12 protein-coding genes and 1 pseudogene are annotated in these 16,341 nt (G+C 40.9%); 6 read left to right on the plus strand and 7 right to left on the minus strand.

Annotation, left to right across the window (positions count from 1 at the left end; genetic code table 11):
• Positions 1–482: 482 nt before the first annotated feature.
• From IEW93_RS18500 to IEW93_RS18510, 3 genes are all read right to left on the minus strand, one after another.
• The gene (locus IEW93_RS18500) at positions 483–692 is read right to left on the minus strand and encodes a cold-shock protein (RefSeq protein WP_011496716.1); all 210 of its coding nucleotides are present in this window, start codon (positions 690–692) and stop codon (positions 483–485) included.
• Positions 693–940: 248 nt separating this feature from the next.
• A complete protein-coding gene (rlmA, locus tag IEW93_RS18505) occupies positions 941–1,774 on the minus strand; it encodes a 23S rRNA (guanine(745)-N(1))-methyltransferase (RefSeq protein ID WP_188740719.1) in 834 nt (277 codons plus the stop codon).
• A gap of 25 nt (positions 1,775–1,799) precedes the next feature.
• Positions 1,800–2,606, minus strand: a complete 807-nt coding sequence (locus tag IEW93_RS18510; RefSeq protein ID WP_188740720.1) for a hypothetical protein — start codon at positions 2,604–2,606, stop codon at positions 1,800–1,802.
• Positions 2,607–2,796: 190 nt separating this feature from the next.
• Between IEW93_RS18510 and sbcB the strand changes: the two genes are divergently transcribed.
• The 5 genes from sbcB (at position 2,797) to IEW93_RS18535 (ending at position 9,027) form a co-directional block, all read left to right on the plus strand.
• The gene (sbcB, locus tag IEW93_RS18515; protein ID WP_188740721.1) at positions 2,797–4,212 is read left to right on the plus strand and encodes an exodeoxyribonuclease I; all 1,416 of its coding nucleotides are present in this window, start codon (positions 2,797–2,799) and stop codon (positions 4,210–4,212) included.
• 45 nt (positions 4,213–4,257) lie between these two features.
• The gene (gene cdd / locus IEW93_RS18520; RefSeq protein ID WP_188740722.1) at positions 4,258–5,154 is read left to right on the plus strand and encodes a cytidine deaminase; all 897 of its coding nucleotides are present in this window, start codon (positions 4,258–4,260) and stop codon (positions 5,152–5,154) included.
• A 207-nt stretch (positions 5,155–5,361) separates the two neighbouring features.
• Entirely contained in the window at positions 5,362–8,442 is a 3,081-nt protein-coding gene (locus IEW93_RS18525) for an intermembrane phospholipid transport YdbH family protein (protein ID WP_444544631.1), read from the plus strand.
• A gap of 77 nt (positions 8,443–8,519) precedes the next feature.
• Positions 8,520–8,684, plus strand: coding sequence for a YnbE family lipoprotein (locus IEW93_RS18530; protein ID WP_188740747.1), 165 nt, complete (start codon positions 8,520–8,522; stop codon positions 8,682–8,684).
• A 10-nt stretch (positions 8,685–8,694) separates the two neighbouring features.
• Positions 8,695–9,027 (plus strand): YdbL family probable chaperone protein, encoded by a 333-nt coding sequence (locus IEW93_RS18535; protein WP_308419234.1) that lies wholly within the window; start codon positions 8,695–8,697, stop codon positions 9,025–9,027.
• Positions 9,028–9,119: 92 nt separating this feature from the next.
• On the opposite strand, the gene IEW93_RS18540 is transcribed toward IEW93_RS18535, so the two are convergent.
• From IEW93_RS18540 to IEW93_RS18555, 4 genes and pseudogenes are all read right to left on the minus strand, one after another.
• Complete coding sequence (locus IEW93_RS18540; RefSeq protein ID WP_188740724.1) at positions 9,120–9,524, minus strand: hypothetical protein; 405 nt, start codon at positions 9,522–9,524, stop codon at positions 9,120–9,122.
• A 352-nt stretch (positions 9,525–9,876) separates the two neighbouring features.
• Positions 9,877–10,500: a 2OG-Fe(II) oxygenase gene (locus IEW93_RS18545; protein WP_188740725.1), complete on the minus strand. Its 624-nt coding sequence runs from the start codon at positions 10,498–10,500 to the stop codon at positions 9,877–9,879.
• Positions 10,501–10,702: 202 nt separating this feature from the next.
• On the minus strand, positions 10,703–12,442 hold the full coding sequence (locus tag IEW93_RS18550) for a SulP family inorganic anion transporter (RefSeq protein ID WP_188740749.1): 1,740 nt from the start codon (positions 12,440–12,442) through the stop codon (positions 10,703–10,705).
• A gap of 185 nt (positions 12,443–12,627) precedes the next feature.
• Positions 12,628–14,553: pseudogene (locus IEW93_RS18555) on the minus strand (choice-of-anchor I family protein).
• A gap of 281 nt (positions 14,554–14,834) precedes the next feature.
• Between IEW93_RS18555 and IEW93_RS18560 the strand changes: the two are divergent.
• Complete coding sequence (locus tag IEW93_RS18560) at positions 14,835–16,010, plus strand: multidrug effflux MFS transporter (RefSeq protein WP_373284945.1); 1,176 nt, start codon at positions 14,835–14,837, stop codon at positions 16,008–16,010.
• The last annotated feature ends 331 nt before the right edge of the window (positions 16,011–16,341 follow it).

Below are 16,341 nucleotides of genomic sequence, written 5' to 3' on the forward strand. Positions count from 1 at the left end.
AACGCATTCGGGCATCTGCTGTTTGCTTGGATAGCCTGATTAATTCGAAACTGGTGTGTTGTTTCATTGCTAAAAAAGATGAGTAACGGATATAGCAATTAGATCACATTTTTTCGCGGAATGGTATAACCATTATTTCAACAATGCGCCTCAAACTGAACAGTCTGAGCGACTCTGATTGGTCACATAATTAATGGAAATGGTATTAAATGGAATGTCGAAGTGAAGTACTTTGCCAAATAGAGCATTAAAGTACCTGTGCTGGAATATATCTCTAGGAAAATAAGACCGCTGAATAGTAACAATGTCGACGAGGAAGAAATCGAAACATAAGTAGAAGCTGGAGTATAAGCTGTTTAACTCGTTTAGACGTTGGCATTAAACATAGCGTTCGTATTAGGTCTGTTAAATTTGCAAAAAAAAACTGCAGCATAAATGCTACAGTCTTATTATTAATATCTAGTCGAAACTAGATAGAAATATTAGCCAACTACTGAAACGTTTTCAGCTTGAGGACCTTTCTGACCTTGAGTCACAGTGAAAGATACTTTTTGGCCTTCGTCTAGAGTTTTGAAACCGTCAGAGTTGATAGCACGGAAGTGAACGAATACGTCTGGACCAGACTCTTGCTCGATAAATCCGAAACCTTTGTCAGAGTTGAACCACTTAACAACACCAGTAACTTGAGACATGATATAAATCCTGTAAAATATATAATTAAAGCCTTAACGGCGGTAAAGCTGGAAAATGCCGGTATTACTTATGTTCACAGGACGAAACTGGTCGTATTGAAACACATAAATATAAGCCCAACCTTCAAGCTAAGTAGACTATAAACCATTCTCAGAATAAGTCAACAAACATCAAGCAAAGGTCAATATTTTTTTGATGTTTAAACCGAACGGTTTATCTTTGAGCATCAACTAGTTATTTGTCTGATTTAATCAACACTTGATTGTTCGCGCTGGTGAATTTCGATTTTAAAATCGATCTCACATTCGAGTCCTTGCTCTATTATTTGCCGTTTTTGCATATCACTTAACTTCCATGCATAAGGTGTCATATTCAGGAAGTGTTCAATATCATTGGCTTGGGTTAACGTTAACTGATAAGTAAGCGATTCATGGGCAAGATAGTTAAACCCCTCAAGCATGAGCGAGTCTTGTGGATGCAATCTAGGTTGGCTATAAATCTTTTGTTTCAGTGCAAAATGATGCATTGGGCCGGGCGAAACAGTAATCAATGTACTGCCTGGTTTCATTACTCGCTGTAATTCTTCCACTTTAGATGGCGCATATATTCGAATTGCCAAATCGATACTCTTGTCTGCAAATGGCATTTCAAACACACTTGCAACACAAAATTGTAATTCAGGGTAGCGTTTCGCAGCTGAACGTATCGCTGATTTAGAAATATCTAAACCATAAAGTTTGCATTGCTCACCTGAAGATTGTTGTATTGTTTCAAATAAACGATGGCTGTAATAACCTTCCCCACAACCGATATCCAAAAGAGTTTCAGCGTTTGGATGATATTGCGCTGCAAGTAAATTCACCTGGTCGCTTAAGGGTTGATAAAAGCCTCGACTAAGAAACTCTCTTCTTGCGATCATCATGTCTTTATTGTCGCCAGGATCTTTGGTTTTTTTCTTTTGAACTGGCAATAAATTAACGTAACCTTCTTTTGCACAATCAAATTGGTGCCGCTGAACACATGCCCAACTTTTATCGCTTAACGTTAATGGCGCAGAACATATAGGACAAATATACGGCATGGGTAGGCTCTAGAATGGTAAAAAATTAATTTTCGTCATCAGACAGCTTTTTAACCATGTCTGACACATCTTTTGGGGCTAATAGCTCAAAACAGTCTAGCTTACGCTGTAATTGTTCAATATTGCACAGCTGCTCATTTGATGAACGACCAAAATTTGGACGTTCTAAAGATTGATGATAGGTTCTCAATAGCCACTGGTGCTTATTTTGCAACAAATGATCAAGCTTTAACAGCTCAGTTGACACGCCCGGATGAATTTTGCCCGATTCACCTTTAAGGTATTCTCGTAAATCACGTCTAACTTGCTCAAGCTCACTGATGTGCACCGCCAAAACAGAAGAAGGCTCACTGTGATCGAATTTGCGTCCTAAAATGGCTTTTGCCATCACCAAAGCTTGAGGCTCACTTAAAATACGCAAGTCTTGCTCAAGAGAAATTAACTCAAAACGCGCCAGAGGCGCCAAACTAAAATACACATTATCATCGGCTTGGATATCGACAACAACACCGGCCCTCAATTGTTCAATACATACCCTTGGTGCAGTCCCCATTTTGGAATATAAACGAGCCCCTTGTCCAAGCGTTCTGATTTGATCATATTGACTCACCACCTGTTGAGTATGATGATAAATCAATTCAACAAAAGGTTGATGACGCACAATCAATGTCGCATTGGTTCCATTTACTTGACTGACCACGAATTCAGCTATCGGATTTGTCATCGCAGATAACACCAACAAATCACTCACCGATTCAGACAAGCGAAGCGTTAACAGCGTAGGCTGTTTAATTTCGCTGACAATTGGTTGAGTAAAAATATGTTGATGCATTCAATATCCTTTTTAAATTGAGATCACCTACATTCGGTGTATCGCATATTATATAATTTATCTTACTTATTGATTAGAAACTAGCAAACCTATGCTGATGCGGTATAAATTTGCAATATTAACGCTATTATCAATTTAAGGCTCATCAATGTTAATATGCCTGTAATCGAGAAAGGACCTTATTTTTATTATGGCTAATGCAATTCAACCCACCCTATTTTGGCACGATTATGAAACGTTTGGTGCTAACCCAGCCAAAGATCGTCCGTCGCAATTTGCAGGGATTAGAACCGATCTCGAGTTAAACATTATTAGTGAGCCAGAAACTTTTTACTGTAAACAATCACCAGATTACTTACCGTCACCAGAAGCAATCCTCATTACAGGTATCACCCCACAACTGGCAAATTTAAAAGGCATTCCTGAAGCTGAGTTTATGCGCCGTATCAATAGCTTATTTAGTCAACCTAATACCTGTGTTGTAGGTTACAACTCATTGCGCTTTGATGATGAGGTCAGCCGTTATGGTTTTTACCGGAACTTTATCGACCCCTACGGTCGTGAATGGCAAAATGGTAACTCTCGCTGGGATATTATCGATTTAGTCAGAGCCTGTTACGCATTTAGGCCCGATGGAATTAATTGGCCGTTAAAAGAAGATGGAACTCCTAGTTTTAAGTTAGAGTTGTTAACGCAAGCAAATGGGTTAAGCCATGAAAAAGCCCATGATGCAATGAGTGATGTTTACGCCACCATAGCCATGGCAAAACTTATCAAAGAAAAACAGCCTAAATTATACGACTATTATTTTAATTTACGTCGTAAACAAGCCGTTGCTGAGCATATCGATGTATTAAAAATGCAGCCTTTAGTGCATGTCAGTTCAAAAATCAGTTCGCTGCATGGTTGTACAACATTAATCGCTCCCGTGGCATACCATCCAACCAATAAAAACGCGGTGATCTGTGTCAATTTAGCCATGGATATTTCACCATTGCTCGAGTTATCTGCACAAGAAATTAGCGACAGAATGTACACTTCGCGACATGATCTAAGTGAAACAGAGCTGCCAATACCGATAAAACAAATTCATTTAAACAAGTGCCCATTTATTGGATCGCCAAAATTACTTGACGATGAGGTAGCTGCAAAACTACAGTTTGACAAAGCTTTTGCTCGTGAACAGTATAAGCGTTTAAAAAATAACCCTGAAATCCGAGAAAAACTCAACCAGGTGTTTGATTTAGAGTCTGATCGTCAACCAATTACCGACCCAGACCTGATGTTATATAGCGGTGGTTTTTTCAGCCATGCAGATAAAACTAAAATGGAGATCATTTGCCATACCGAGCCGCATAATTTAGCCGCTTTGGAATTGCAATTTGATGATCCACGCATAAATGAAATGTTATTTCGTTTTAGGGCGCGCAATTACCCTGAAACGTTATCCGACAATGAAGCTCGCCGGTGGCGTGATTTTTGCCAGCAGCGCTTATCGGATGCAGATTATGTGATTAAACTCGAAAACCTGGTCGAAGAAACCAGCGAAAATGAACACAAACAAAAGTTACTTAAAGCCCTATATCAATACTTACAGTCATTATAGTGAATTATCACTTAGCCCGATTTATTTCATTTAAGGATTAAGGGAATGCAAAATCGATTTTTAGACAGCATTACTCAGTTAGACAAACCATTAGCAACCGCATTGGCACCATTATTACATGATCAATTTTGTGGCCACATTGATGCAAACCAGTTTGCCATGCTTGTTAAAGCAAGCGGTAAAAAAGAGCAACAAGTATTAATGGACTTATTACCCATTGCAGCAGCACTTGCCAACCCACCTATAAGTGAGTTTTATGTTGGAGCGATTGCCAAGGGTGCCAGTGGCGATTTGTACATGGGCGCAAACTTAGAGTTGCCAGGTGAAGCATTGTTTCACAGCGTTCACGCTGAACAAAGCGCCATTAGCCACGCATGGTTAAGCGGCGAAACTGAAATTGTTGATATTATCGTCAACTTTAGCCCTTGCGGCCATTGTCGTCAGTTTATCAATGAGTTAGTTAACAGTAGTAAAATTAACATTCATTTACCTGAGCAAGAAACTAAGCCTTTATCTCATTACCTTCCTTATGCATTTGGTCCAGCTGATTTAAATGTAACTCAGCCATTACTGTGTAAACGTGAAAAAGAATTTAGCTTAAATTCAGACGACCCAATGATAATTGAAGCACTTGACCAAGCAGGTTTAAGTTACGCCCCTTATACAAACAGTAACGCTGCTGTAGTGCTTGAAACCACCGACGGGGCGACTTTCTGTGGTCGATATGCCGAAAACGCAGCATTTAACCCCTCAATGCAACCGATGCAAATGGCATTGTCTAACCTCATTAGGCATAACCGTCAATACTCTGAAATTAAACGAGCGGTATTGGTAGAATCGTCAGAAGGCAAAATCAGTTTAGTAGGCGCCGCGATGGATGCGTTACATGCTATCGCAGCTGTTGAACTAGAGCACATTGTTGTTGAACCTGTTCCAGCTTAATAGGTTAATCGAATCTGCAAAAGGCGCTTAAATGCGCCTTTTTTATTGCCATATTGGCGCACTAAAGGGATTAATTATCTTTTATAGGCTAATTCAATCAAACTGTTAACATGCTAATCTTAAGTTAAATCGAAATTGATTTAACGACATGATTGAGCTGTAACAACGCTAAAGCACAGCAAAACAGAAGCAACGAGTGAGTCACTATTGCGCATATTCACCATAAAACGGATTTTAATTTTTATACTGTTATGTACAGTAGGATTTGTGTGGGCAATTATCGAACACGCTAAACCCCTTACAGTCAAACTTGTTAACAACTTGCTGGCCGATTATCACATTGAAGTACTCAACTTTGATGCCGAATACGTTTCATTAAATCATCTTTATATTCCTAGACTTATCCTCAAAATAGAAGACAGCCATATTGCAATTCAAGAGTTTAACCTTGAGCTGCGCGACAGTATTCAAATACTGAAAAACCAGCAACTGAATGCAGATGACATCGTCAGTATTGACACCCAAAGCGTGTATGTTGACCTTGGTGAACGCTTTTTTATTAGGCAATCTCAACAAACTGAAGACTCGCCCGCCACATTACAATTAAACCTCACTCAACTGCCTACCATTAACCTGGGCAATATCACAATCACATTACCCGAATTAGAGCCCACACAGGTAAAACAACACAGTTTTGCCATGGATAATCTCACCTTATCAAAAACCGGGCAGTTAAAAACCCTGTGGCGATTTGATGATTTCCCGCTTTTTGAAGTTGATGCCACCTTAGGAAAACGCCATTGGGAATTTAACACACAGGTCGATTTAGGTTTAAGTTATCATGGGCTTGAGTCATTACAGCAATACTTAGATTTGTTACACGAAAAACAATTTACGACCCATGCTAATAATAACCTTTTGAGTAACCTACAAAAGCAACTCAAACGTGTTCTAGACCCAATTGAAGAACACCAAGTCGCGATTAAAGGCCAATGGACTAGCCACAACCAATTAAATTTACTGACAGGAGAGCTTGTAAGCCAACAATCTTTAAGTGAGTTTTCGCTATCCTCTGCACGTTGGCCAAGTGTTTTTTTTACCCCTGAACAACCGATACACTTTACTATGGGGTTAGGTGTTTACCCTGTAATCGATGCATTTACATCAGCAAAGGCAAGCAAACCACTTGAAACATATGCAGTAAAACTCAATGTCGCACCAATAAATTATCAGATTAGTCCCAGCGTTTCGGACACCGAACAACTACTGAATTTACTGATCACCGATACAGAAACCAGAAAACGGATACAGCAGCAGCTCCAACAGCTGACTGCGCCAGGTGAGCAAGCCCATTTGGCTATCCAAATGACAAAGCCCATCGACGCTTTCATTCCACTGCAAGACAGCACCTTAGCCGCTCAAATAGCAATACCCGACCTTACATTACGTCTTATGGGACTAGGATTAAATACTGAATTGTCAATGAATCACATCAAGGCAAATAGCCAACAACAATGGCACAGTGAATTTGATTGGAATATTCAATTACCCCATCACGAAACAACAGCTGAAAATAAACAACGTATTAATTTAAAAACAGTATTACCCAATCTCGACATTGAACAATTAACCTTTGAAAGCGCAGCAATCAATCTTTCAGGTGAAGTCAGCTCTCACCAAAAAAACGATATCAAACTCAGTTTGCTCCCAAGCTCTAGTATCACGCTTAACCAGTTGGATTTTGCACAGCAAGAAGGAGATACCACAACCCATGCCATTCAAAAAAACACCACGGCAAACATTGCAAAGGTACTAGTGAGTGTTAAGCAATCCTCAACCTTTCATTACAATAAAAATCTCGACATTACGCTGTCCCCTTTCAGCATTGCAGTAAACAAATTAAGTGGCCAACATGTCGTTCGTCAAAAAGGCAGTAAAACGATCACCTCCTTTGCATCGGCAAATTTGGCGAGTATGGACGTTGAGCAAAAAATCTCTTTGGCCATTAATGCTGATGAATCAATAGAACAAGCCATTGAGCGTTGGATACAAACGCCTATGGCAAACCAAATAGTCTGGAATATTAAGCAGCTCGATGCGACAAAGCAGACAGGGAAAAGTCGTCGCCAACCACTATTAGCTCTCGATAACGTTAACTTACGCCAACAACTTAACTTATCTAAAGGGTTATTAGTGGGCAGCGAGCAATGGCAACTCGATTCACTGACATTGAGTAGTTACCATTTGCTAAAATTTGCCGATCCAAAGAGCCCATTATCATTAGCAGGACAATGGACTTTTGATACCGATATAAACACCGCACTTAATATGCTAAAAAAAGTTCAACCATTACCCAGTAACGTTTCCCTGCACGGCCATAGTCGTTTAGTTGCTGGGTTTGCTTTAAGTGAACTCAATAATAGCAGCCAATTTGAAATGAAAATTCAGCAGAAACTGTCGTCATTATCTGGCAATGTTGCTGGCAATGCCTTTGTGGGTGGCGATGTATTTGCCCAATGTCAATTTAACTGGCAACAGCAACACGACAAACCAAATACTCCATTGGAGGCTCAGCATTTTGCCCAAAGTCAATTGGTGTGCCCCCAAACTGCTATTAGCATAGAAAAAGCCAACATCGGCTTATTGATGACTAACCTCAACATCAATGCCAATATCGAACTAACAAAAGATGGCAACAAGCAGCCAGAAAACTGGTTACAGCAAATCACTGGCTTAAGTGAAACTAATGTCAGTTTAACCGCCAGTGGTGACATGCTTGACGGGCGCTTTTTACTGCCAGAATTTGTGCTAAAACTGCATGAAAAATCTCATGGCTACCTTTTACTGCAGGGATTAAGTTTGGCCCATTTTTTAGAAGAACAGCCTCAAGTAGGTGTAAAAGCCAGTGGCATATTTGATGGTGTGTTACCCGCAGAATTGGTTGACGGTAAAGTGACCATAGCAGGCGGTAAACTCGCAGCTCGTTCACCTGGCGGTTTAATTGAAGTTGCGGGAAATCCTGCAATGGATCAACTTGAATTATCTCAACCTTATTTAGAAATAGTATTTACAGCACTTGAGCACCTTAACTACACTGAATTAGCCAGCACCTTTGATATGAACCCTAATGGCGATGCATTTATTCATGTCGCAGTAAAAGGGAAAAGCCGTGATATTGAGCGTCCAGTACACCTAAATTACGATCACCAAGAAAATCTTATTCAATTATACAAAAGCACACAAATTGGCAATCAACTGCAAAACAAAATAGAAACCAAAGTTCAATAACAAAAGCAACTGAAGATCATTGGTCTAAAAAGGAAATCCACGTGAAATATTGGTCGATATACAAGAGTAGCCTCAGCATGCTAATTGCTGCATTCGCCTTGTCTGCGTGCACACCAACCGTAAAGATTGATCCGCCAGACAAACCCATAGTCATTAATCTCAATGTTAAAATAGAACATGAAATTAAAATCAAAGTCGATAAAGAATTAGACTCTTTGATTGAAAATGATGAATTATTTTAGGCCCAGAAACATGATGAAATCTTCATTGGTTATCGTGACCCTGCTTGCCACCAGTATTCTGTGGTGCTCAAATGCTTGGGCAGTGACATTACAACAAGCCAAATCGTCTGGCTGGGTTGGGGAACAAACAAACGGCTATTTAGGTGTAATAGTTGATAATGCTGAAGTACAGCAGCTGGTATTAACAATCAATGCCAAACGCAAACAATATTATCAAGTTATTGCGACGCGTAATCATATTTCTCTTGATACTGTAGCTAAACTTGCAGCGCAAAAGGCCATACAAGCCGCTGAGTCTGGTCATAAAATACAAACGCCGCAAGGAGAATGGTTAACTAAATGAGCGTTAATTAACTGTTCCGCTTACGACGCTATCGACATTGATCGCGATACCATCAACATTTGAGGCAAAATCAACACTATATTGGTGCAATATTACATTGTCGCCATAATCCAATAGTCTAAGCGCTTTTGAGGCTCTGCAACTAAGCTCTTACAAGAGTCTTTATATTGCGTCATTAACGCGCCTAAGTTGTTCGAACCTGCCAGCTTTTCAATTTGCTTCTGTTTTGCCGTAACCACATCCTTATCGACCTGCTCAGGGCTACGATACTTACCAGCAAGAGTTATTGCATCAGTTGCAGAAGTCTTTAAACGCTCGCCTACCGCCATCATTTGCGGCGCATTCATCGCGCTTATCGCTTCAGAGCTAATTTGATAATAGGCAGCGCATTCCACTAATTCATCGGTAAAGGCTTTTTCAGCTGCATCTTCTGCAAATGAAGCCGTACTGAAACACACAAATGATGCAGCCAAAATCCACTTTGCTGGTTTGAACATTCTATTGTCTTCCTTATGTAAAATAATTTGATTTTCTAGTCGCCAGACCCTAAACAATCACACTCGTTAGGTCTTTGCTACGGTTAATAAAATTTGAACTCCCGCAGCACAAACCTATGATAAACACGACACATATCACATTATCGTATATCAATAACGTGTGAATTGAAAAGCCTCACTGAAGATAGGTTAGATCATTTATTGTAAGCGAACATACCAAGCAATACGCTTTACACACTGATGTGGGAGTAATTGAAATTAAAAAAGGTGTGATAAAACACAGATAACCGTTAGCTAAAACATTACCTGTGTTGAATATCATAATTATTTATTGTAAATCATGGGTTTAAGGTTAAAAACCGTGGTTGGAGTTACTCACTCTAAACCAACCTGCAATACTCTTACGGGTTTTAAACGTTGGACGCACTTCGTGAGGAAAACGCTCACTTAAAAACAGCACCAGAGTACCAATTTTAGGGCTGACCACATCTAAAGCTTGGTCAAGTTCGTCATAAATAACCAGCTCGCCACCATCACATTCTTGCCAATCTGGATTTAAGAAAAACACTGTCGATAAAATTCGGTTTTGGCTTCCATGCAGAGCATCAACGTGTTTTTTATAAAACGCGCCAGGTTCATACACAGCGTAATGGCTTTCAAAATCAAACAAGCCCATAAATAGTCGACGATTTAAACCATCTTTTAACTGGTTCATAATAGAGAGATATTCGCGATCGGTATGATCTTGATTGTCTAACCAACTAATTTTATCCGAGCGGATCTCAGTATTGACCTGTTGCTCAATACCTCTACCAATGGCTGCTTTTTTAAAATCAATATCTTGCTCAGCTTGCATTTTTTCAAGCAAGGCTAAGCTTACATAATCAGGAATGATGTCAGATAAAAGAATGTATCCTTTATCGACTAACGCATCTGCGATCACATCCAGCATTGCTTCACTTACTTGCGAAACCATACATGCTACATCCAACAGAAAGACTACGCTTTTTACTTTACTTAAGGACTCTAAAAAGAAGTTAAGAGCCTGATTTTCGAGGGGGCGTCGATACAAGGTATGATTGCCATACCTCAGTTATTTTGTGCGATTTTATAGAATAAAATCGCACATAACAACAGTTATTAAAACACCATAAAATCAGTAGCTTAAAGCAGATTCATTAAATTTGACTGTGTGATAGTATCGATTGATTAGCTGCAGTCGTTTCTGCACTTTCTGACGTTGGCTCAGTCGTTGCTGCTAAATGGCTTTGATGTAACTTGAGCGCTAAATATAAATCTGAGCGAATGATAATCCCCTCTTCGCCTACCACCATATCCGTTTGCTCAAACCAACTGATTAGCTGACGTTTTCTGCCAGCTAACACTAGGCTTACACCGCGTTTACGCAGCAATGCCTCTATGTCGATTAACATCGCCATCACACTCAAATCTAAATGTGTAAAACATGGCACGGCGTCAATCATGACACAATCAACAGGTTCAAGCTGATTTTGCCTAGCAAACCGTTCAAGTAACCTGCGTTTAAAGTAGGTTGAATTAAAGTAAGTTAACGGTGAATTAAAGCGGTAAATAAATACTCCCGGAACCGCCACAGCCTTGTCACTGCCGTCAATACTGCGAATAATCCCTTTAGCGTCAAGCCCTAACACTTGATCGGTTGGACGCATCACCGTTCGTAAAAATTGAAATAAACCAAGCAATACCGCGAGCGTAATACCAGGGATCACCCCAATAAATAGCACCGCAAATAAGGTTGTCAGGGCTAAATAAAATGCTTGGCGATCTCGAAGGCGTAGCACCCAAATTGCTTTAAAATCGATAAGGTGAACTGAAGCAATCACCAATACCACACCTAAAGCGGCACTGGGAATGTATTCAAGTGGCGCGGTTAAAAACACCGCCACTATGGCTATCAATACCGCAGCAATAATAGACACTAACTGGGTTTTACCGCCATTAGCATCGTTAACCGCGGTGCGAGAATCGGCGCCACTCACGGCAAAGCCTTGCGATAACGCCGAGGCGATATTGGCTAATCCTAACGCTTTAAACTCTTTATCGGCATCGATATCATAACCGTTTTTTGCAGCAAAACTGCGGGCAGTCAACATCATACTCACAAAGCTGACCATGGCTAAGTTAAGGGCAGGCATCACGAGCTCACGCGCAATACCAATATTAAACACAGGTGTTTGAAACGAAGGTAAACCGCCAGCAACAGAGCCAATGACTGCAATATCGTATTGATTGAGATTGAATAACCACACCAATAAGGCGCCCACGGCAATGGCAAACATTGACGCTGGCCAAGTAGGTTTAAGCCGTTTCATCACAAAGTAAATAATCACAGTAAGTACTGCCATTAAAAATGTAGGTACGTGGGTTTGCGATAAATAACTCGGGGCGCCACTTAAGCGCTCAAGAAGGTATTTTTCATCAAAGGTAAAACCAAATATTTTGGAGAATTGCCCTACAATAATGGTAATCGCAACCCCGTTTAACAGCCCCATTAAAATGGGTTTAGACAAAAAATCAGCCAGTACGCCTAATTTAAATCGACTGGCAATTAAGCACCAAAAACCCGTCATCACCGTCATGGTCATCACTAACTGCCAATGCATTAAGCTATCACCAGCAGCTAATGGCGTAACAACCGCAGCAATCACCGCACAGGTGGCAGCATCTGGGCCAACAATAAGTTGTCTTGAGGTGCCAAACAAGGCGTAAACCAACATGGGGAGCACACAAGAGTACAAGCCAACAGCGGCGTTTACGCCGGTGAGCTGCGCATAAGCAATCGCAACAGGTAATGCCACTGCCGCAACAGATAACGCTGCGGTCACATCATCTTTAAGCCAACTTTTTTCATATCGAGCAAAGGTCTCTAAACCAGGCATAAACTCAAACAATCGATTTAAAATCACAACAACTCCAATGTAATCCCCTTGGTAGCTATCATAGTTTTATTTCAATTTGATTACGACACATTCAATTGTGACCTTTAAAAAAATTTTCTACCCAACATAAAAACGCCAAGGAAGTGAACCTTGGCGCTGTGTAAACTATGCTTTTGCGGCATCAATTACTTAAACGATAATTGATACACCGCCGTTGTACCGCTAACTTCATTACCAATAATCAATAAAGGCAATCCAGTTGGGCTATTGTTTGCGGCAATAAACTTCATCCCTTCTGGCCCTAAGTCGCCAGCCTGGGTCACCTGTCCCTCAATGTCGCCACCATCAATAGCAAAGTCGGCAGTAAAGTCACGGTTATGTACGTAATCTACAAACGATACTGCAAAAGGATTACTAATATCATAAATCATAAAGCCTGAAGTGCGCTCTAAACCGATAAATGCATAAGTACTGTCACCAAGTTGCCCAATGGCTAACGCCTCAGGCTCTGGCCCTTTGTCATCGCTGCGACTATCACCCTTGTTTTCATCGTTATTGTTATTAAAATTCATCCCTAATAACGCACTGGTGATCTGCTCAAAATCACTGCCACTGTCATATACTTGTTGGCCTTGTGCGGTCCAAATCGAAAATGAACGTCCACCGTAGGCCATAATGCGATCAACTCAGCCATCGTTATTGTCATCACCTATGCTTGTTGTCACTTTTAAACGCGCCAGTTGAGTATCATCTTGAATAGATGCAAATTGCGGATGGTTTGTATCAAGGGTTAAGTCTTCGGCACGCGCTTCTTCAGAAAAACCATCATAATCACGAGCATCACCTTCATTGGCACTCACAATAAAGTCAGTGTTATTCCAACGGTAACTCACGATAGTGTCGGGTTGATACATTCCATAAACACCAGCGTAAGATTTCAGGTTTACCATATCGTCTTTATCACTGGCATCGATTTTGTTGTCTGCCAATCCAAAGTCTTTAGCCCCCAAGGCATTAATACGAGTGACCGTTTTTGCTTGTATATCTATGACGGCAATGGCGTTATTTTCTTGCAGGCTGACATAAGCAAACTGGCTGTCTGGTGACACCGCTATGTATTCGGGCTCTAAATCTTGGGCGACTGTAGCACCGGGGCCAGTAATGTTAATGTCGGCACTTAACTCACTAGCTCGCGCCGCCCCGACGTTAAAATCACTAAACCCCACCAGCGTTGCAACGTTTGCTGGCGAATTATTGATGATATCGATAATGGCAACAGAACCTTCTGGATCAACTGAATAATCGCTATTAGGCTCTCCCTCATTAGCCACTAACAACACGCTGCCATCTGGGCTAAATGTGACATTATCGGGTAGCGCTCCCACATCTACAGATAATAAATACTGTGGCAAAGACGATGCAGATAAACGATAAAATGCCACAATGCCATTACCTTGCGTAGCATTACCATTCGCATCTGCACGCTCAACCGCTGCCGCGAGTAAATCACCCGACACACTAACACTATTAACTGCGCCAAGCAGGGCAAGTCCGGTGTCGGCATTAAGGTCAAGTTCGGCTAATTTGGTGATATTGTTTAACGTGTAACCCGCCTCCCCCACAACAGGTGTTTGAGAGAGTGTTGATAAGTCGAGCAAATCCACTTTGCCACTTTGGGCATTAACCACAAATGCAGTTTGGCTAGCCGCATGATAATCGACAATTTCAGCAGCACTTAATCCATACACATCTGACTGATAGCGCCCAACAAGTTCAACACTCAATTGCCGCTGTGACACATTACAAATCACCTGCGTTTGCGAAGCATCGACTTCTGCAACATCGAGCACATTGTTATTGTTAGCGTCTAATCCCGTCTCAATTTGCTGACCGCCAAATGGACATTGTGCATTACCAGCCAACAGTTCAGTAATATTAACTAATGCAGAAACACCATTAGATCCATCCGTGCCATTTGTTCCATCTATCCCATTTGTACCATCAATGCCATTGATGCCGTCGTGACCATCATCGCCATCACAACCAGAAAGTAACGCAGTAGAAAGGAGTGCTGAAATTAATAGCGGGGCTTTACATTTTGCAAACTTCATCATTTTGAATGGTCCATTTCATCAGATTTAAAACCCATAAACTAATGTGCGAGTGTTAATATTTGATGATAAAAATGTTGCATAAAATATGAACGAGTTTGCGTTGCTTATTGTTGTAAAATCCGCTGTCAATTTTGACAATCTTTCCATTAATGCATGCTAAACTATGCCCTCTTTTAGGCAAATAGCCGCTCAGGTCTAATGACGCAGTCGAGGTTTATGTGGGATCGCCAGTAAAATCAACTCCACCCCAAGCTATATCCAGCATACCTAATTTGGCCATGCTCATTCCCATGTTAGCTGCCATTGTGGCCATTACACCTTTAGCTATCGATATGTATTTACCGGCAATGTCGGTACTGGCACTGGGTTTTGACGCCGACATTACCACTGTGCAGCAATCATTAAGTATTTATTTGGCAGGTTATGCCGTTGGCATGCTGACGTTTGGGCCGTTAGCCGACAAAATTGGCCGCCGGCCCTTAGTCATTTTTGGACTTTCAGGTTTTACTCTCATCAGTTTACTTATTGCTTTAAGTGGCAGTATTGAACAGTTTTTGCTATTACGATTTGCCCAAGCCTTTATCGGCGCAGCGGCAACAGTTGTTGTGCCTGGCTATATCAAAGAAGTCTATGGTGATAACACTGCCAAAGGTATGTCTTATGTCAGCTTAATTATGATGCTAGCCCCATTGCTTGCCCCCACTTTAGGCAGCTTAATTATGGAGCTAGGCGACTGGCACTTGATCTTTTTAAGCCAAAGTTGCTACGCCATCACCTTATTAGTTTTAGTGCTGTTTAAATTAAAAATGCCAAGCGATAAAAACCCCGACAATCGCAGCCAAAAGTCATTTTTACGTGCCTATTACACCGTATTTTCACGCAGTGGAGTCAAACTCAACCTCACAAGTGGGGTGTTAACCTCTTTCGCTTTTTTCTGTTATTTAACTGCTTCGCCGTTTATTTATATGGAAGTGTTTAACTTAGACAAATCATTATTTGCCATTTTATTTAGTACCAATGTGGGTGCGCTGATGCTGGCCAATATCGTGAACTCACGAATTGTTAGTCGTTACGGCTCAAAGCGCATGCTGCATGTGTCGACACTGTTTGGCGTGTTGTCAGCTATCGCGTTATTGATGGTAAATCTCCTAGATTTTAGTTATCACTACACTGTGCTCACATTAATCCCATTAATGGGATCACTTGGGGTTATGTCGGTTAATGCTGATGCCATAGTATTGCTGAAATTCAAACAAGAAACCGGTACAGCCACCGCAGTAATTGGTACGCTCCGCTTTGGTTTCGGCGCCACAGCAGGGCCATTTCTCGCCTATTTTTATGATGGCAGTGCAGTGCCTTTTTCAGCACTCATGCTAAGTGCTATCGTGCTTGTGGGCATTTGTCAGATTTTACAAAGCCGCCTGCCTAAAAACCAACTGCAAGCACCAATTTGACATACTGTGGTAATCCGCAAAGTACACAGTTAACACATGTAAATTGAAATCCTTTGACACGCAACAATGATTGAACAATAAGGCCATCACATCGATGGCCTTTATTGTTTCTTGAGGCGAACCTTGCCAAACTCAATTCAACAATGACAATTTAAACGCTCACGTACCTCGCCATAATCAACTAGCCTTAGCTCACAACCATGAAATAAATTCAAGCTTTAAAAAATATTAAACAAAAGGCTTGCAGTAAAATTAAATTTACATACTATGGAGTTCAGTGATTCAGTAGAGTCACTAAATGAACCAAGTCATTGAATTTAGCTACTGTTAA

This window comes from Shewanella inventionis (genome assembly GCF_014641855.1).
Classification (GTDB): domain Bacteria; phylum Pseudomonadota; class Gammaproteobacteria; order Enterobacterales; family Shewanellaceae; genus Shewanella; species Shewanella inventionis.